We start from the raw sequence: 18,092 nt of genomic DNA on the forward strand, positions 1-18,092 counted from the left end.
AGTGACTAGTGTTGTGTGCCTGGCTGGATGCGTTATTGGAACTTGGTGCTAGGGCGTGCTGTTGGTGGGGATGGTTTGTTGAGTGACTAGTGTTGTGTGCCTGGCTGGATGGGTTTTTGGAACTTGGTGCTAGGCGTGCTGTTGGTGGGGGGATGGTTTGTTGAGTGACTAGTGTTGTGTGCCTGGCTGGATGGGTTATTGGAACTTGGTGCGAAGGCGTGCTGTTGGTGGGAATGGTTTGTTGAGTGATTAGTGTTGTGTGCCTGGCTGGATGGGTTATTGGAACTTGGTGCTAGGGCGTGCTGTTGGTGGGAATTGTTTGTTGAGTGACTAGTGTTGTGTGCCTGGCTGGATGCGTTATTGGAACTTGGTGCGAGGGCGTGCTGTTGGTGGGGGGATGGTTTGTTAAGTGATTAGTGTTGTGTGCCTGGCTGGATGCGTTATTGGAACTTGGTGCTAGGGCGTGCTGTTGGTGGGGGGATGGTTTGTTAAGTGATTAGTGTTGTGTGCTGGCTGGATGGGTTATTGGAACTTGGTGCTAGGGCGTGCTGTTGGTGGGAATTGTTTGTTGAGTGATTAGTGTTGTGTGCCTGGCTGGATGGGTTATTGGAACTTGGTGCTAGGGCGTGCTGTTGGTGGGGGGATGGTTTGTTGAATGATTAGTGTTGTGTGCCTGGCTGGATGGGTTATTGGAACTTGGTGCGAGAGAGCTCGGGGGAAACGGAACGACGTTCCGCTATTTCGATGAAAAAGCTCATTTCTATTGTGGTGCGGAACGTGGTTCCTCTATTTCAGCAAATTTGCTCAAAATTCGCTTTTTAAGGGAAAATAGCGGACTCTCGTTCCGTTTCTGGCCGATTCAGCTAGTTTTAGCCCGAATAAGGGAACCACGTTCCGCAATTGAGGAGTGGGGTTTGTGGGGGTTGGGGGACCACGTTCCGCAATTGAGGAGTGGGGTTTGTGGGGGTTGGGGGCTAGTGGGGCTAGTGGGGCTAGTGGGGGACGTTGCTGACCAACCCCCTAAACACCAAAAAGCCCCTCACCATGAGGGGCTTTCCGCTTACTTCACAAGCTGCTATTCAGCCGCTTGGCCGTTCAATTTCTCTTTGAGCAGGTTCAACTGCTCATCAACTTTAGCTTGCTTCGCTGTATCGATCGGCGTGTAGCTGCCTACTGTACCCGCTGGCACGTATGGCTTGCGAGCGATCTCAGCTTCAACTTCAAGCTGGATGATCTTCTCTTCCATGCGCTGGAAGCCGCGGGATGCGCTGCCGCTTTCGATCACACCGTTGTAAGACACTTGTGCCATTTGTTTCTTAGCTTTCGCCAATTGAGCGCGGGATACCAGCTCGTTGCGTTTGTTGCGCATTTTGTAGAACTCATCTTTCATTTCGTGCAATTGCTGAGTAAGCTCATCCGCATGTGCTTTTGCAGCAGCGTGAAGATCTGTGTACTCAACAATTTTATCTTCGTGGTAGAGCTTCTCTTCAACAGCTTGACGAGCAATCGCTTCTTGACCGTTCTTGATTGCTGCGGAAGCTTTCGCTTCGCGGTCAGCCACGAGACGAATGGATTCCTCAAGGCGCTGCTTCAGCTTGCGCTCACTTGCGATTTGGCGTGCAACAGTTACTTCTGCTTGGGCAATTTCTTGCTCCATATCGCGAAGGTACTGGTTCAACATCACGATTGGATCCTCAATTTTATCTAATACCTCGTGAATTGATGCTTTCGTCATATCTTTCATTCTTGTAAATACACCCATGGTTTACACGTCTCCTTTTTTACTATCCAATGTTTGTTTTTCAAAACGAGCGACTTTGGCTCTTAGTTCATCTACTTCTCTTTGCAGTGCTTTTTTCTCAATGTCTTTCATCATCTCATCGATGTTATTCGTAGTTTTACTAGTTTCATATGGTGCATAGCTATCCGCTCTCTGAGGAGCCTGGTGGTGATTGTGGGATTTATGATGATTCCATGATCCGCCTGAATAGTTTTGACGACCATACGAGCTTGCATAGGGATCAAATGGGGGCTGATCAAACCCAGGTTCCTTCGGAATAACAATCGCCGCTACAAAGTAGATGAAAATGACGGTGCCTCCGGTGAAAAACGTGGTGATCACGACTAGTAAACGTAATAATGTGACATCTACATTCATGGCTTCTGAAAGTCCCCCGCATAGGCCCGTAAGTTTCTTATCTCTTCGTGAGCGATATAGTTTGTTCATGATCCTGTGTTCCCTCCTGTTTCAGTCTATTGCGAAGTGCTTCCATTTCCGCATCTACGGCCGGGTTGCCCCCGCTGTAGAAGCTTTCGCGACCCATTCGGCGGACATCGCGAAGTGTTCTGGCATGCAGCTCCATATCGGATACGCGCTCTTCCAATCGGCCGAACATCCGTGGTGCCCCATCTTGTGTGACACCGCTGCGAGCATGCATACGCTGCTGCAAGCGGGCGGACTCCATACGAGCCAAGTAGTAGCTGCGTTTGTCTGCGACTTCTTTGTAATCTGCCCTCAGTTGTTGAAGCTCCTCATCCAGCTCAAGGATAGACTGCTTCGCCTGCTCATACAGATCATGATATTGCACGCTTTTCTCTTCAGCTTGCAGTTTCTCTTGCAGCACGATCCTTGCCATGTGCTCTTCGCCAGCCTTCAAGGCCAGCAGCGCTTGATGCTCGCGCTTTTCTTTCGTTTCTAGGGCGGTTAAATATTGCTGCCGAAGTGATGCTGCGTGACTCACGCATTGCTGATACAGCCTTTCTGACTGCTGAAGCTGCTCACGCCCGGCCGCTAAGTATTGGTCAATCAAGCGTACTGGATCTTCTGACTTCTCTAAATGCTCATTCAAAGTTGCCACGGTTATATCTCTCATCCGCCTAAATAGGCTCATCTTCACTCCACCTTTTTCACACTCTGTATTCGGTTCGTGCCTTTACATTACGCTGTTCTTCCTTTTAACATTGAAAATCCATAGCCGATTAACCCAATCGCCAGAAGGATAATGATCCAACCTGCTAGCTTACTTACTAGAATGATTATCCCGATACCAGCAATAACCCATCCAATTTTCTTATCGTTCTTAATCCCTAGGTAACCCAGTCCAACCATAATGAGGGGAATGACATATCCCATCACCGATCCTACAAAGTCTCCTAAGTGAAAGCCTAGCTTATTGAATAAAATCAGTGCGCCGAATGCGATTAGCAAAGCGGCAAACCCTGTATTTCTTTTCATCGTTTCGTCACCGCCTTTCGTTGTTGGCTGTTGTCTTGTTCATGTCTTTATTTTAGGTAAAATCACTGCTTTCCAAAACGGACCGTGGACGGTATTTGCTCCTAGACCTTAGTCGGGGTGGGTCTACGACCTCTGATAGACGGGCATTCCCCCTGCTGGCATGGCTAAAATTATCGTGAGTGCCATTTAGGAGTATGGTAAAATAAGGTTTAGTTTGAACTATCTCGCTTATTGCGTAAGGAGGATTCTCTTGTGAACACCACGGAGGGAACGTTTCAGGGAGTTGGCGGGGTTGAACTTTTCTATAGAAGAGCCACTCCGTCAGAAGTACCAGCCAAAGGCGCTATTATTGCTGTCCATGGACATGGCGACCACAGCGGTGGATTAGTCAATATGTGTGACGCACTCGTACAGGGTGGTTATATCGTGTATTCGGCTGATTCGCGCGGTCATGGGCGAAGCCCAGGTATTCGTGGATTCATTCGCTCATGGGATGAATACAAAGGAGATCTGCATGTATTTAGAGAACTCGTCCTATCTGAGAATCCTGGGCTGCCTCTCTTTATCATCGGTCACAGTATGGGTGGCGTGATTAGTGCGGACTATGTGCTCGATCGGGGCACAGGGATTAGTGGACTCGTTTTAGTGGCTCCTGCGATTTCTTATGAAATGACGACCTTTGAAAATTGGCTCATTAAACTTCTGGGGAAGCTTCGGCCACAACTCACCATTCAAAAATCAGGCAGTGTCGAGGGGTTAACACAAGATCCCGACATGGCGGCGAAGCTGCAATCAGATCCTTTGCGTCATAGTACCGTAACGCCAGGCTTAGGCCTTGGATTAAGTCAAGCCATTCCAAGAATTTTGAATCAAGCACAATCGTTTCAACTCCCTCTTCTCCTGCAATACGGCCTAGAAGATAAATTGACTCCCCCCGAGAAGCTGAAGCAATTTCTGCACTTGGTGGGTTCACAAGATAAAAAAAGCTACGCTTACGATACGATGCGACACCGTCCTTTCGATGACCTAGGGCGAGAGCAATTCCTCTCTGATTTACTAGGTTGGTTGGATCTGCATACGTTTACGCCTAATAAGCCCAAGATGCATGCTTGAACATGAAAGAAAGACCGACGTCAATGACGTCGGTCTTTCCTGTGCTCATAACAGCTGCTACACGTTTTCTTTATCTAACACATAGACCTTTACATTCTTTTTCACACCAAACTCCTGTGCTTGGCCCAAATCATTCATAAATACATCAATTCGAGAGCCGCGAATCGCCGATCCGATATCTTCCGCTTTCCGAATACCAATGCCTTCAATGAATACCGTTGATCCTAATGGAATGACCGCTGGGTCCACGGCAATCGTGCGTCCCTCTTTGGCCTTGATGCCGCTATAGGTAATGCCGTATGTGGGGTGAGACGCTTTTTTGCCTGTAGATTCAAAGCCCGCGGTGTACGCGGTTAGCGTGGTATTGATTACTTTTTTGATTATTTTCGGCTGTCCATCAGAAGAGGAAGCACCTGCAGCTACGATTGGGATCGTTAGACTTTGTCCGATCGTCAGCTGATTGGGATTGGAAATAGTATTCGCAGCTATGAGGTCATCTACGGCGATATCGAAGCTTCTTGCTATTTTAAACAGGGTATCACCTCGGCTTACTTTGTAAGCTGTCGTGGCTTTCTCGATTTCAACTGGCTGAGCTTGAGATTCTTCTATCGGTTTATCTGAGCTTCCATTCACAGAAGCCACATAGACAGGCGGTATTTCCCCATCTGCATCACTCGTCGGAAAGGAATATACTTTCGCTTGCATGAACCACAATCCTAGCAACAGTGTAAGAGATAAGGTCGAAATACATATTTTACGAAACAACATAGCTATAGCTCCTCCTCGAAAAGTTAATAGAGTTATAGCTACTAGACTCGGCTAAAAATTTGATTTCTATACCATGCCCTATGAAATAAATGCTAGATAGGCAGCAAAATACGAGAGCGCTAAGTAGGCTGCTTGTATATTTCCATCCCATTCTGTTTACGATAGTTAACCTATAGAAGGTAACTACGCAAAGAGAAACGATCCGACAACATGGCCTGATTCCATGTTATTTTTCCCGCTCGAATATTCCTTGACAGGAATATTCCATTCGAGGTATATTGTGTTCATGAATACGATATTCAGTGCTCTTGCCGAACCAAACCGCTTGCACATCGTTGAGCTCTTGCGAGACGGTCCCCTGACCGTAGGGGAAATAGTTGAACGGCTTGGCCTTAGCCAGCCACAAGTTTCCAAGCATCTGCGGGTACTTAGCGAGGCGGGACTTGTAGAGGTACAGCCGATAGCGAATCGAAGGGTCTACAAACTGCGGCCGCAGTCCCTTCAAGCCATTGAAACCTGGCTGGGTTCCTTCCGCCGATTGTGGGAAACGCAATTCGATCGGTTGGAAGCTTATCTAGAGGCGTTGCAAGCGAAAGAAAGTAAACCGACTGATCAGGAATAACCCTGTTCAGATCAGACAACATTTTAAGAAAAATGGAGGAAGAACAAAATGACACAAGTAAACGCAAACTACAAATATGAAATGAAAAGTGATGGCTCCGAATTGGTGATTACACGCATCGTTAATGCACCTCGTGAGCTTGTATTCCAAGTATGGACGCAACCTGAACATTTAGCAGCATGGTGGGGACCAACGGGCATGGCGCTGACTGTTATATCCTTAGATGTTCGCCCAGGCGGCAGCTTCCACTACGGGATGAAGTCCCCTGAAGGATTCGAAATGTTTGGCAAATTTGCTTACCACGAAGTCGCTGCACCTGAGAAGCTATCCTATGTGACCTCCTTTGCTGATGCAGAGGGTAATGTCATTCGCGCACCATTTAGCCCTGTCTTCCCACTTGAGATTATGAATAACCTCACGTTCGTTGAAGAAGATGGCAAAACAATCATCACTATGCGCGGCGGCCCTGTCAATGCGACAGAAGAAGAACTGAACTTCTTTGCTTCCATGAAAGGTTCCATGCAAGAAGGTTTCGGCGGAACGTTCAATCAATTGGACGAATACTTGGCGAAAATCACGGGTTAATCCAAGACAAGAAAAGAGCTCTCAGAAGATGTATCTTCTGGAGCTCTTTTTTAGCTTATACAGCTGCTCTGCGCAGCAATCCGTAGGAGATGAACGAGTAGATGACGACCATCGGGATCATCCACCAGAACAAATCCATATAGTGATTTACTACCCAATGACCAATATCGTCCCAAAGCCTGAAATGCCTCATCGTGTAGGACGTGATTGTCCCTATCAACAGCGCGGCTGCAAAGAAGATGTACATGGACATGCTGCCAAAACGGCGATGCAAGCTCGAAATTGTAAATCCAAGGAAGTACAAATGTATCAACAGGATGATATTAATCCCCAGTATTCCGATGTACGGCAGATCGCTAAGGAACCCTATTTCAAATAGATGCAAATTCACATAAAACCCATCCGTTGCTTGCTCAATAGCTGAAAGTATGGTTATGACTGTCCCTGAAATCGTATTCACCAACAGGACAGTCAATGCTGTACCGAAGAAATAATCCTTTCTCCGAATACTAAGACCGATGGCGAATGGGAACGTTTCTTTGAGCGTAAGCGTGCCTGTTATCAATGTGTAGACATAGATGGAGGCAATAGCACCCGTATTCATAACTTCGCCTTCATTAAGTGAAAGAGCAATTAAAGCATTGATCAGAAAATTAGCGCCCAGGATGGCCCATGGAACCACAAACCACGTGTTCTTGTTCCTTAGATGGAGCATGACTACTTGCTTAACTCGGTTCATAGTGATTCAGACCCCTTTCCCGCCACTTGCGTGCGTGTCAGATGAACAATGAGCTGTTGGATGGATACGGCAGCAAATTCCAGTCCTAGCTCCTCCGCATATTTCCGATCCTGCGCTCCGATAGCCCCAAGGATTGTTGCTGTTGCAGCAGAACCAATTGCGGTTCTCTCTAGCACTTCTTTCCCCCGCGTGAACGCATCTACCGCCGATTTCAGACCGGAAACCATGCAAGCACGGCCGCGAAGCGCGTCAGCATCTTCATTGAGAATCAATTTCCCGTTGTCGATCACGAGCACATGCTCCAACAACCGACTCACCTCGTCAATCAGATGCGTAGAAAGGATCACTGTGCGCGGGTGCTCTGCGTAATCTGCCAGCAAGTGATCATAGAAAAGCACACGAGCTACCGCGTCCAATCCCAGATACGGCTCATCGAAAATCGTCAATGGCGCGCGGCTTGCGAGCCCTACGACAATCCCTACGGAGGACAGCATGCCTCGGGACAGTTTTTTTATTTTCCTTTTGATCGGAAGTCGGAAATCTTCGATTAATGCGTTAGCATAAGCGTCGTCCCAGTTCGGATATAAGGATTTAGCCACCGCCATCACATCAATAATGCGAAACGTGTCCGGATATTTCTGACTCTCTTTAATAAAACAAATCTGATTCAGCACCCGGCTATTCTCAAAAGGCTCCTCGCCAAACACCTTCAATTCGCCGCTAGTCGCGAACTGCTGTGCGGAGATCATATGCATGATGGTCGTTTTGCCAGCGCCGTTTCTGCCGAGTAAACCGTAGATTTTGTTCGCTTCAATTTTAAAGCTTACATGATCCACAGCGGTTACTTTGCCATAGGACTTCGTAAGGTCTTTTACTTCAACAATGTTCGTCATTAGGCTTTCTCCCCTCTCCGCACCATTTCTGTCAGCTGCTCTAACGTGATGCCCAGCTTCTCAGCTTCCCTTACCATCGTCACGACATACTGCTCATAAAATAGTTCTTTTCGCTTCTCCATCAGCTTGACTCGCGCTCCCTCCGCTACAAACATGCCAATTCCACGCTTCTTGTATAAAATCCCTTGGTCCACCAGCAGATTAACACCCTTAGCCGCTGTTGCTGGGTTGATCTGATAAAAGGCGGCAAATTGATTCGTAGAAGGAACCTGCGATTCCTCCGGCATGCGTGATTCGATAATGTCATCCTCAATCTGTTCTGCGATTTGCACAAAAATCGGGCGGCTATCATCCATCATAAATCCCACAATTCTCACCACCACTTTCGTTACTTCTTTGGTTAGTTACTCATGTAATTAACCATACAACCAAATAAGTTGAATGTCAACTACCAGACGGAAATTGGGCAATTAAATAATTCCTTTTTTATCGGGGAATACCAGTAGAGGAAGGTTGTTAGGTAGGCAAATCGACCCAAGACATCATGTCACAACTTTATAGGAAGGTAGGTTCGCTATGTTTCTATTTCTTATACGGAGTAGTTTGGTCGTTTTATTGGGGTTGGCTGCGGTCAGCCCTGTTGGGCAAGGTGGGCAGGGGCTTCACCATCCCACTATACCCGTTATTGCTAACGCGGAAGCTGAGCAAGCCCCACCGCTGTTTTCCTTCTCGGTGATGAGCGACCTTCATGTCGTCTCGTCGGACTCAGCTTCTCTGCTGCTCCTGCAACAAGCGCTAGCTGATCATCATGAGCTGCGCCCAGACAGCAAGCTGCTTGTCTTGAACGGTGATCTCACGAATGGCAGTGAGGGCGATTACCGCAGCTTGATGGCGCTGCTCAGCCGCCAACCCCATGCCCCTGTGCAGGCGACCATGGGCAACCACGATTACTACGGCGTGTGGCGCACGCCGGATGGAAAGATGGATTACACGAAGATGAATCCATCGTGGTCGAGTGCGAAAGCGGTCGCTTTATTCGACCGCATCTGGGGCTACGACAAGCCGTATCACGAGCTTGTCGTGGATGGCTACCGCTTCCTGTTCCTTAGCGGGGAAGCGTACAGAGACGTAGACGCATCCATCAACGAGGATGCGTTCCTCTCTCCCGCGCAGCTCAGTTGGCTGCGCGAGCGGCTCACGGCCGCGGGCTCGGCGGATGCCAGCAAGCCCGTGTTCGTGTTCCTCCACCAGCCGCTGCCGCGGACGCTGGATGGCACGGATCTGGAGCTGGGCGTCGTCCAGCACCAGGAACTGCGCGCGATACTCGATGCGCACCCGAACGTCATTCTGTTCAGTGGGCACACCCACTGGAACATAGAAACAACTAACCAAGTGAAACAGTTGAAGTTTCTTGCTGCTTCAAGCGCCTCCATCCGCCAGGTATGGAGCGCTAAAAACGAACCCGAAACACGGTCGCTCAGCCAGAGCTTGATCGTCGACGTCTACCCGGAACGCGTCGTCATCCTGCGCCGCGAGCATACAGAAAAGCGATGGATCGAGCCATCCATCGCCAAGGGGTATGATGTTAAATAGTTACAACCAAAAGACCATCCCACTTGGAACGGTCTCTACCAACCTAGTAATGGCAATATCATCACTAATCAAAAAATGCCCACCCCGGCCAACAGGCCAGGATTGGGCATTTCTTATTTCTTAAAGGGGAAGGGGTACCTGCACGCCGGTAATCTGACAGATTGAGACTGCAGCCGGGTTCGTTCCAGCACATCGAGGGTCAATAATAACAATTCCCTGACCGAGTCCAATGATGGTACCTGTCACGATGCCGAATGTCCCTCCATCTGTCGTATGAACTGATACAGTGGTAAGCGTTGCAAGTCGTTCACGAAGCGCTTCTTCACAACATTTACAATCTGGATCAGCAGGCTTCAGTCGGAACTCCTCTGTAATCGCACATGATTGAACGCCAACGATTGTGCAGATCGGTATAATTTGGATGGCACCTTGGGCCGGAAATGTGATTAAGAAATCGCTTATTGTCACATGACCACTTGAAAAGTCAATGTTATTGAAGATTTGATCGACGGTTCCAAGATCAACGGATGTAGCTTTTAGAGTTTTTAGCTCTTCTAAAACAGCTTGCATAGGGTTTGCACAGCACTCACATTCGCTGGATCCAGGCGGCCCCGGAGGCCCTTCAGGTCCAGTATCTCCCTTTTTCCCTTTTGGACCCCTATCTCCCTCTTTCCCTTTTGGACCCGTATCCCCCTTTTCACCTTTCGAACCCGTGTCTCCCTTTGGCCCTTGCGGCCCAATTGCTCCCATAATCCCTTGTGGCCCTGCTGGTCCTTGCGGTCCCTCTGGCCCTTGAGGTCCTATTGGTCCACGTTTGCAAATCACTATCTTCTTACACTTGCATTTCTTCTTTTTCTTTGGTTTACAGTTGGTTTTACGAGAAGTCTTTATTTTAGAAATACTGCCGTATGCCATACTTTAGCCTCCCTAGACAAAGTGTATTTAAGCATACGCTTAGATCTAAAGTATTGATTGGACAAATGTCTTCCTAATAGTAGACAAACATCTCGCTTCGATTAAAAATAGTTAATTACCTAATAAAGTTAGAAGACTACCGAAAAATTCCCCATATGGTTACCTGTTTCACGATCCCACCTCGGCCTAATCAACGATTTAACCGTGATCTTCACCGTCGTATAGGTAGATAGGTTTTTAATATCTGTGGTCGGTGCTCTTCGATTTATCCTGATATGAATCTATAAATCAATCAATCTATTAACACATTTTCTCTTCCATAGGTAAAACTACTTAACGGGCATGCCTCCCTCGACATCTACTATAAGCAGATAGAGAGAAGGAGGTGAAAACATAGATGCAAAACACAAAACGAAACATCCCTACTCTTAAAGACTCTGGCAAACAAGGGAAATCGTACACGCAAATCCCGCTCAACAGAAATTTCGGCCCTAAACAAATATTAAGACGACTTACTGTTCTTTGGGTAGACAACAATGGTGTTCCTTTCGTCACTTCAGGCTTTTTTTGTGAGGCTCGTACTTTAAATGGAACTCGTCTTGCAACTGCTCGATTTGATGCATTTGGAACAGCAAGGTTCAGTACAATCGGCACTCCTACTACTCGTACTTTGGTTCTTAGAACTTTCGATGCAGACGGCGTTATCTTCCGCACACGTACTGTTCGTTCTGGCATTTCGGCCTTCGTATTTATCGGCTAATAAGAAAAAACTGCCCAACACCGGGCCACAAGCCAAGTTTGGGCAGTTCTATTTTACTTAAGCTATGATAGAGACTTTATTTCTTCTTTACATATATGTTCCAGACCATGTACAACAGTAACCCTGCCCCACTCCCCAGGAGAAACCAGTACACTTTTGACATACTGCCGACTGACTGAGTAAGTAAGGGGTCCATTGACTGCACCTGCCGCTTCCTTGTATAATTTAGTCATATGTTGCGTATAAATAGGCAAGGGACAAGTACACAGCCGATTGATTTTTTACTGGTTCCTCTCAGAAAAAGTAATCCCCAACTTGTCGAGGGTCGGGAGGATTACTTTTTTCTTTTATCCTGGGAACCGTTCAAAACTTTTGCTAAAACTTTTAGCAAAGTAACTGCGAACATTGCTCCTGCGATAAAATACTTCACGTTTTCATCCATAAGCTTTCACCTCCTTGCCTGTGAGATGAAAGTTTCCAACCGCTATGCACTTGTCCTTCTCTAAATTGTAGCACACTCACCTAATTGTGGGAATAAATACAACTAATAAAAAAACAGCCCCAACTTGGCTATACGACCAGGTTTAGGCTGTTTTTTCTTTTACTTAAATTGCTTCAGAAGGCGCTTCGCCGTTCCGTTCGGCGTGTTAATGACTTCATACATATTGATGACGATGCCGGAATTCACTTGCTCGTTTTTCAATCCGGAAATGGTTACTTTTTGACTGCCGCTCGTTAATTTGCCCGTGCCCATCAGTGCAGCATCTTGGGTGCCAACGATACGACCGAGAGAATCGACCATTTCGAATTGGATTTTGGAGAAATTAGAATCAACAATCACTTGATCCTCGTGGGTGATATCCATATCCAAACTGAGGACATAGGAGTAGGTTCCGCCGCTATACGTCCAGCCAATCGAGCTGTCATTGATTTTAAGGGAGAATGGATAGATCGCGATTGTATCGCCTGCCTCTTTTTCCTGCAGAGCAACCTTGAACGTCCCAGCGGATACGTTGCCCTCGGACACGGACTTATCATCATACACATTCAGCGCAAAAGAATCATCATCGTCATCAGTTTCCTTATTCGGCAGCAAGTAAGAATAACTTACAACATAGGAGCTACCCGGTGTAATTTGTGTTGCCGCCGCACTTTGGCGAGCACCTGTATAGGCGTTGCCCTTATTGTCAATGAGCTCATTCTGCAGCTCAGGCAGTGCGAGCGTGCTCGTGCCATTGTTGGTGATTTTGTATTTGGCAATCGCGGTTTTGTAGCCGAGATCATCATTCTCATGCGCATGAAGCTCAATGAGCGATACATCGAGATTCGGGTTCACAATGCTGCTGCCCAGAACAAGCTTGGTTCCAAGCTCATAGTCTACAGCTGTGGTGAAGCCGTTCTGGGCTTCGCTCGCACCTTTGAGCAGGAACACAGCCACGGGCTGTTGCCCTGCAGTTCCTGTTGTTCCTGTTGTTCCTGTTGTTCCTGTCGTCGCCCCACTGTTCCCTGAACCCGTCGATGTCCCGCTTCCCGCCGTGCTGCCTGTGCTCGCCGCTGCTTTCTGCCACAGAACGAGCTGTGCCGCATTCGGATCGACGCCGGTTGGCAATGTCGCATTGAAGTAATACGTCGCCGTCTCCTTCGGCGCTAAAAAGCCGCTGCGCGTACTGTTATCTGTCGATGATACGGATGAGCCCGAGTCACCGAACTGGTAGGACGCCGCCAATGCAGGCACAGCTGCGACTATTTCCCCATCATTGCTCAGCGTAACCACAGTCTGCACGTGGACACCGTCCGCTTGTACCGAATACGTAGATGAGCTTGCTTTCGCTGTCACATTCTCGCCATCCTGCTGTCCGGCATAGCTCTGTTTCACGCCCAAGGCTACCGTGTTCAGCGACGAATGCATACTCAAGGTTCCCAGTGAAACATCTTCACTTTGGTTTAAGTAATAATATTCCAGCGTTAAGCCGCTTGTAGGCATGCCTTTGGAGATAAGCGTTTTGAGCGTCAACGTGTCGGACTGATTCGGCAAAATCGACGTATCCGCCCCACTCGCAACCGTCGAGGTGTATTTCAAGCCATTGGCATCCACTAGTCGAACCAGCAGTCCAGCTGGCACCTTCACGCTGCTTGAGCCTAAGTTTTTCGCTGCCACCTGTGTATACATGTACCATTTGCCACTCTCCGTCACACGTACGCTCTGGCCTAGTTGAAAAGCAAGGGACGCATCATTCGCGAGTGTGCTGTCTAGTGTGCGCAAGCTGATGATTTCTTCTGGCGCTTCCAGCTGCCCTTCTTGGATGACGGAGGAAATCGGCAGCTCACCGAGATGATTCATGAAATCGGATTTATTGTAATCCCAACGGAATACATCCACTTTCAGATCAGCAGCATTTTCACCAGCCGGCAAATTCGCGTAGAATCGGAAGCTCATCTCTTGCCCGCCATTCACGATGCCGCTCTTTTTCTCACTCAAATTGGCCGTGTAGCTATGTCCAGCACCATCTGTCACGCGTACGCCATACTTGTTAAAATCAAGCGTCTGATTCTCCCCATTATGAAATAATACGGAGAACTGCAGGGATGAAGACGACAACGCCGCTTTATTTAGCATAAAATAAGAATCCTTCGAGATAAAAACGCCCTCTGCTGCGGCATGTGCGGAAGGTGCAGGCGCTGCCCACGAGGCAGCCAGCAAGCTTCCTGTCAGCAAGACAGCTAATCTCGTCTGTTTAAGTGAGTTTGATTTATGTCTAATCGATGTTAGTTGACGAATCATGTTACAAACCTCCTGTTGCCTAATCGAAACGCAGAGCGTCGATAGGTTTTAATTTTGATGCTTTATTAGCTGGATATAAGCCGAAAATGACACCGACGAGTGCTGAGAATAAAAACGCATAGAGTCCAATATTGAGCGATAGGCTCGTCTCTTGGCTTGGGTTGATATACGGCCATGCCAGTGATAAGGCGACCCCTACCAGTAAACCGATCAAACCGCCCATTCCGCTAATCAAGGTAGCTTCGACTAGGAATTGCAGCAAAATATTTCTTCGCTTCGCCCCAATCGACTTCCGAATCCCGATCTCCCTCGTTCGCTCACTCACGGTCACAAGCATAATATTCATAATCCCGATCCCGCCTACAAGCAGGGAAATCGCTGCAACAGCGACCAATTGATTGGTCAACGTGCTAGATGCCGTTTGTCTTGCGCTAATGAGCTCGGATGAGTTCAAAATGTTGTAACCCGTGGTGCTTTTAAACTTCTGGAATAAGTAAGCTTCTAAAGCTAATTGTGCACGGCTCACGAGATCACCAGAGGATGCTTCCACATAAGCAGTTCGAATGTTACCTAGCTTGAAATCCCGGCTCATCGTCGGCAGCGGTACAAACACGGAGCTATCCAAAGAGGTCCCGCTCGTATTGGAGCCCTTCGTTTGAAGAACACCGATAATCGTGTACATGTAGCCCTTCACATTAATTTCTTCGTCGATCGGATCTTCCTTGCCAAAAAACTTCGTAGCCACGTCACTCCCGATAACCGCAACGTGATTACGGAAATCCAGGTCCGCTTGCGCGAGGAAACGTCCGCTGGCCATCTTCCCTTTTTGCAAATCCAAATAACGGTCATTCGTTCCGATCACATTGTAGCTCTCCGTTGTGCGGTCGAATTTAATGCTGCTATTCTGCGTCATTGTGGGTGCAATCGACGAGATGCCCGCTGTCCCCTCCAACGTCATGAACTCATCGTAATTCAACTGCGTTGCGCGCCCGTTCCCCATCAGGTTAACCGTTAGTAGGTTCGTCCCCAGCCCTTCGTATTGCTTCTCGATGGCTTTGGAGGTCCCTTGACCAATCGACACGAGCGTGATGACCGAGCTAACCCCGATAATGACACCTAACATGGTCAAAACGGTCCTCAGTGGATTCGAGCGCACGGTGCTCATCGCCATTTGGAAAAGCTCCCAAATTCTCATGAATGCGCCTCCTCTAGCTTAGGCACTTCAACCGACCACACATCATTGCGAGTATCACTGACGATCTCACCATCTCGCAGTGCCACCACGCGCTTCGCGTTGTCTGCAATGTGATGATCATGGGTGATCAACACAATCGTATTGCCCTGCTGATTTAACTCTTTGATCAACTCGAGCACCTCGATGCCCGTCTTCGAATCCAGCGCACCTGTCGGTTCATCCGCTAGAATCAGCGACGGTGAAATGGCCAACGCTCGTGCAATCGCAACCCGCTGCTGCTGTCCACCCGAAAGCTCACTCGGCTTGTGATGTCCACGCTCACCCATCCCCAGCTTCTCCAGCATGCGCTTCGCTTGCTCTCTCCTCTGTTTTGCTGGAATCCCTGCATAAATCATGGGAAGTTCAACGTTTTCCGTCGCTGTCAGTCTTGGCAACAGGTTAAACTGTTGAAAAATAAAACCGATTTTCCGATTGCGCAGCTGAGCAAGTCCGTTGTCTGACATTTTCTCAGTTGCCACGCCATCCAATGTATATGAACCTGACGTCGGGCTATCTAGCAGCCCAATTGTATTCATCAATGTTGATTTCCCCGATCCACTGGGACCAATAATGGCGACAAAATCGCCTTCTGCAATATGCAAGGTAATACCGCGCAAAATCTGCAATTCCTCCGCACCACGGGTGTAGCTCTTCGTGATCTCATTTAGCTCAATGATATTCATCCCATTAGCTCCTTTCCGAGCAAGGCTAGCTCCTTATTGACGCGCTCCGCCGCCACCGCCAGCATTACCGCCACCCTGGAAGCCACCGCCGCCAGCTCCACCTGCACCGCCTTGGAATCCGCCTGCGCCACCTGGGAAGGCACCTCCACCTGGGAAGCCTTGCTGTTGTTGATTCGTCGTGGTTGTCGCTCTGCGTACCGGCATGACTACCTCTTCGCCTTCACTTACCCCGCTGAGCACTTCAATTTGCGTCTTGCTGCGGATGCCTACTTTTAACTCCCGCTCTTCGGTTGTACCATCGGCTTTCTTTACCGTAACCGTTGATCTGCCTCTTGTTGTCGTCACGACTTGAATTGGAAGTACAAGCACATCTTTCTTATCTTGAATGAGAATTTCAGCCGTCGCCGTCATGGCATATTTCAAATCATTCTGAGCCGTATTCGGAATCGCTACAACCGCATCATAGGTCGTAACGCCATTAGTCGTTGTACCAACATTGGATACAGAGGTCACTTCACCTGTAAAGGTTTTGCCGGCAATTGCATCCACCTTGACGTTAACCTTCTGCCCAACCTTCACACTCGTCAGATCCAGCTCATCCACCGCGATCGCCAGTTGCATCGTGCTTAAGCTTGCTACCGCTCCGAGCGTCGTGTTCGCATTGATTTGCGCGCCAACCGGGTAATTTCGAAGGACATTATTTTTACTGTTGGCAAAATCCGCCGAGAACACGCCGTCAAACGGTGCTTTAATCGTTAATTGATCGACCTTTTGCTGGGCATCGCTGACACGGATTTTTTGGCTTTCAATCGCAGACTGTTTCGAGATGATATTCTTTTGAATATCGTCATTAAAAAGAGTCACAATCAGATCGCCTTGTCTAATCGTATCGCCATCTTTGAATTTCAGCGTTTTCACCGTACCGCTAGCTTCGGAGAAAATAGACGCCGTACGCACATAGGCAAGTGCAGCCTGATCGGAAGACGCTACCTTGGTATTGCCACTGCCAATGCTGCCTTTGACCTTCAGCCCCGCCGAGAGCGTGCCATCATTATCGACCAGCACATCAACTAGCACCACTTTATTCCCGTTCGCATCTGCGCTAATTTCGTGACCAATTGTATCGACGGCTCCTACTTTGGATAACAAGTATCCATCCACGCTGAGCTCCACAGGGTCACCTTTTTTCAGCTGCACGGCCTCTTGCAGCGAGAATGGCAGCTTCACCTTAAACTGCGTTGTATCTGAAATCGTACCGATCTTCGTCGTTTTATTCACTTGACTGCCGACGTCGAAATTCGCATTCAAGGTAATCTTGCCCGACATCGGAGATGATACGCTCATATTTCCTTGTTCAGACTGCAGCTCCGCCAAATCACTTTCCAGCTGCCCCAAGGTCACTTGCGCTTCCTTCAGATTCGTTTCGGTTGACGGAACGGAGAGCTCGACAAGCACGTCACCTTTTTTGACCGCTTGATTCTGGGTTAAATTCATCGTCTTGATGATTCCTTCCATCGGAATCACAATATTTTGCTTATCCTTAGCATCCAATTGAGAGGTCCCTGATACCGCCATCGAAATCGCTCCCTTGGATACTTTCATCGTCGTTTGTTGTGCGGCTGCTGCCGCTGGTTTCGCATTTTTATGTACATAGTAGTATGTACCAGCCCCACAAAGGATGGCAGCTAAGGCTACAATGAGCCACCTCTTCTTCCTGCCTACTTTCATCCGTCATACCCCTCTCCCGGTTTACCTAGTCATTCCGTGCCTAGGTCGTACAATCTTCACAAGATGTAGTCTACTAGGGGCGTCTGAAACCTGTCTGAGTGTGGGCTGAAAGTAAGTTGAACGAAAGCTGAGGGTTTGCTGAAAATGGGAACGAGCTGCGTACCACCATCACAATGCACCTCACCTGAAATCGGTAGGACGTAAACTAGGCCGAGGTTATAGTACGATTTTGCCTGCTTATTTGCACCAGTTGGAGGGGAAATGCATCAGTAGTTCGATTTCACCCAATTAATCTACCTATATCAGCTGCCACCAATGAGAAACAGCTTAATAGTTCGGCGAAATCGAATTAATGTAGGAGCTCGGGTCGAGTTGCTTCTTTTAAGTTGGTATTTTAGGACTATGTGAACCTTTCACCTCAATCACAAAAAGCCGCTCGCAC

General features: G+C 48.2%; 18 protein-coding genes. 5 read left to right on the plus strand and 13 right to left on the minus strand.

The window, feature by feature from the left end; all coding sequences use genetic code 11:
* Positions 1 to 1,075 precede the first annotated feature (1,075 nt).
* The 4 genes from AC58QC_RS19100 to AC58QC_RS19115 are packed head-to-tail and all read right to left on the minus strand — an operon-like array spanning position 1,076 to position 3,235.
* Positions 1,076 to 1,762 carry a PspA/IM30 family protein gene (locus AC58QC_RS19100; RefSeq protein WP_497416700.1) on the minus strand — a complete coding sequence of 229 codons (687 nt, stop codon included), beginning with the start codon at positions 1,760 to 1,762 and terminating at the stop codon, positions 1,076 to 1,078.
* 3 nt (positions 1,763 to 1,765) lie between these two features.
* On the minus strand, positions 1,766 to 2,227 hold the full coding sequence (locus AC58QC_RS19105) for a PspC domain-containing protein (protein ID WP_497416701.1): 462 nt from the start codon (positions 2,225 to 2,227) through the stop codon (positions 1,766 to 1,768).
* Complete coding sequence (locus tag AC58QC_RS19110) at positions 2,196 to 2,891, minus strand: PspA/IM30 family protein (RefSeq protein WP_497416702.1); 696 nt, start codon at positions 2,889 to 2,891, stop codon at positions 2,196 to 2,198. Before AC58QC_RS19110 ends, AC58QC_RS19105 begins: the two co-directional genes overlap by 32 nt.
* Before the next feature lie 47 nt (positions 2,892 to 2,938).
* Positions 2,939 to 3,235, minus strand: coding sequence for a LiaF transmembrane domain-containing protein (locus tag AC58QC_RS19115; protein WP_497366271.1), 297 nt, complete (start codon positions 3,233 to 3,235; stop codon positions 2,939 to 2,941).
* A gap of 252 nt (positions 3,236 to 3,487) precedes the next feature.
* Here AC58QC_RS19115 and AC58QC_RS19120 point away from each other — a divergent pair, with 252 nt between their 5' ends.
* Positions 3,488 to 4,348, plus strand: a complete 861-nt coding sequence (locus tag AC58QC_RS19120; protein ID WP_497416703.1) for an alpha/beta hydrolase — start codon at positions 3,488 to 3,490, stop codon at positions 4,346 to 4,348.
* Between the two features lie 57 nt (positions 4,349 to 4,405).
* On the opposite strand, the gene AC58QC_RS19125 is transcribed toward AC58QC_RS19120, so the two are convergent.
* The gene (locus tag AC58QC_RS19125; protein WP_497416704.1) at positions 4,406 to 5,116 is read right to left on the minus strand and encodes a 3D domain-containing protein; all 711 of its coding nucleotides are present in this window, start codon (positions 5,114 to 5,116) and stop codon (positions 4,406 to 4,408) included.
* A 286-nt stretch (positions 5,117 to 5,402) separates the two neighbouring features.
* Between AC58QC_RS19125 and AC58QC_RS19130 the strand changes: the two genes are divergently transcribed.
* Both AC58QC_RS19130 and AC58QC_RS19135 read left to right on the plus strand, forming a co-directional pair.
* Positions 5,403 to 5,738 (plus strand): ArsR/SmtB family transcription factor, encoded by a 336-nt coding sequence (locus AC58QC_RS19130; protein ID WP_497416705.1) that lies wholly within the window; start codon positions 5,403 to 5,405, stop codon positions 5,736 to 5,738.
* Between the two features lie 48 nt (positions 5,739 to 5,786).
* Positions 5,787 to 6,323, plus strand: a complete 537-nt coding sequence (locus tag AC58QC_RS19135; protein WP_497416706.1) for an SRPBCC family protein — start codon at positions 5,787 to 5,789, stop codon at positions 6,321 to 6,323.
* 55 nt (positions 6,324 to 6,378) lie between these two features.
* Here the strand turns inward: AC58QC_RS19135 and AC58QC_RS19140 are convergent, their stop codons facing one another.
* Genes AC58QC_RS19140 through AC58QC_RS19150 form a run of 3 tightly spaced genes read right to left on the minus strand, consistent with a single transcriptional unit; the run spans position 6,379 to position 8,323 of the window.
* On the minus strand, positions 6,379 to 7,062 hold the full coding sequence (locus AC58QC_RS19140; RefSeq protein ID WP_497416707.1) for a hypothetical protein: 684 nt from the start codon (positions 7,060 to 7,062) through the stop codon (positions 6,379 to 6,381).
* On the minus strand, positions 7,059 to 7,955 hold the full coding sequence (locus tag AC58QC_RS19145; RefSeq protein WP_497416708.1) for an ABC transporter ATP-binding protein: 897 nt from the start codon (positions 7,953 to 7,955) through the stop codon (positions 7,059 to 7,061). Before AC58QC_RS19145 ends, AC58QC_RS19140 begins: the two co-directional genes overlap by 4 nt.
* Positions 7,955 to 8,323 (minus strand): GntR family transcriptional regulator, encoded by a 369-nt coding sequence (locus AC58QC_RS19150; protein WP_497242641.1) that lies wholly within the window; start codon positions 8,321 to 8,323, stop codon positions 7,955 to 7,957. Before AC58QC_RS19150 ends, AC58QC_RS19145 begins: the two co-directional genes overlap by 1 nt.
* Before the next feature lie 208 nt (positions 8,324 to 8,531).
* Here AC58QC_RS19150 and AC58QC_RS19155 point away from each other — a divergent pair, with 208 nt between their 5' ends.
* Positions 8,532 to 9,548 carry a metallophosphoesterase family protein gene (locus tag AC58QC_RS19155; RefSeq protein WP_497416709.1) on the plus strand — a complete coding sequence of 339 codons (1,017 nt, stop codon included), beginning with the start codon at positions 8,532 to 8,534 and terminating at the stop codon, positions 9,546 to 9,548.
* 120 nt (positions 9,549 to 9,668) lie between these two features.
* Here the strand turns inward: AC58QC_RS19155 and AC58QC_RS19160 are convergent, their stop codons facing one another.
* Entirely contained in the window at positions 9,669 to 10,463 is a 795-nt protein-coding gene (locus AC58QC_RS19160; protein WP_497416710.1) for a hypothetical protein, read from the minus strand.
* Between the two features lie 397 nt (positions 10,464 to 10,860).
* Between AC58QC_RS19160 and AC58QC_RS19165 the strand changes: the two genes are divergently transcribed.
* Complete coding sequence (locus AC58QC_RS19165; protein ID WP_497416711.1) at positions 10,861 to 11,223, plus strand: hypothetical protein; 363 nt, start codon at positions 10,861 to 10,863, stop codon at positions 11,221 to 11,223.
* A 601-nt stretch (positions 11,224 to 11,824) separates the two neighbouring features.
* Here AC58QC_RS19165 and AC58QC_RS19170 read toward each other — a convergent pair.
* Genes AC58QC_RS19170 through AC58QC_RS19185 form a run of 4 tightly spaced genes read right to left on the minus strand, consistent with a single transcriptional unit; the run spans position 11,825 to position 17,650 of the window.
* Positions 11,825 to 14,005 (minus strand): hypothetical protein, encoded by a 2,181-nt coding sequence (locus AC58QC_RS19170; protein WP_497416712.1) that lies wholly within the window; start codon positions 14,003 to 14,005, stop codon positions 11,825 to 11,827.
* Positions 14,006 to 14,024: 19 nt separating this feature from the next.
* Positions 14,025 to 15,200: an ABC transporter permease gene (locus AC58QC_RS19175; RefSeq protein ID WP_497416713.1), complete on the minus strand. Its 1,176-nt coding sequence runs from the start codon at positions 15,198 to 15,200 to the stop codon at positions 14,025 to 14,027.
* Positions 15,197 to 15,922, minus strand: coding sequence for an ABC transporter ATP-binding protein (locus AC58QC_RS19180; protein WP_497416714.1), 726 nt, complete (start codon positions 15,920 to 15,922; stop codon positions 15,197 to 15,199). Before AC58QC_RS19180 ends, AC58QC_RS19175 begins: the two co-directional genes overlap by 4 nt.
* Before the next feature lie 33 nt (positions 15,923 to 15,955).
* Positions 15,956 to 17,650: a permuted SH3 domain-containing protein gene (locus AC58QC_RS19185; RefSeq protein ID WP_497416715.1), complete on the minus strand. Its 1,695-nt coding sequence runs from the start codon at positions 17,648 to 17,650 to the stop codon at positions 15,956 to 15,958.
* Positions 17,651 to 18,092 lie beyond the last annotated feature (442 nt).

The sequence above is a fragment of the Paenibacillus sp. J22P51 genome, assembly GCF_059692215.1.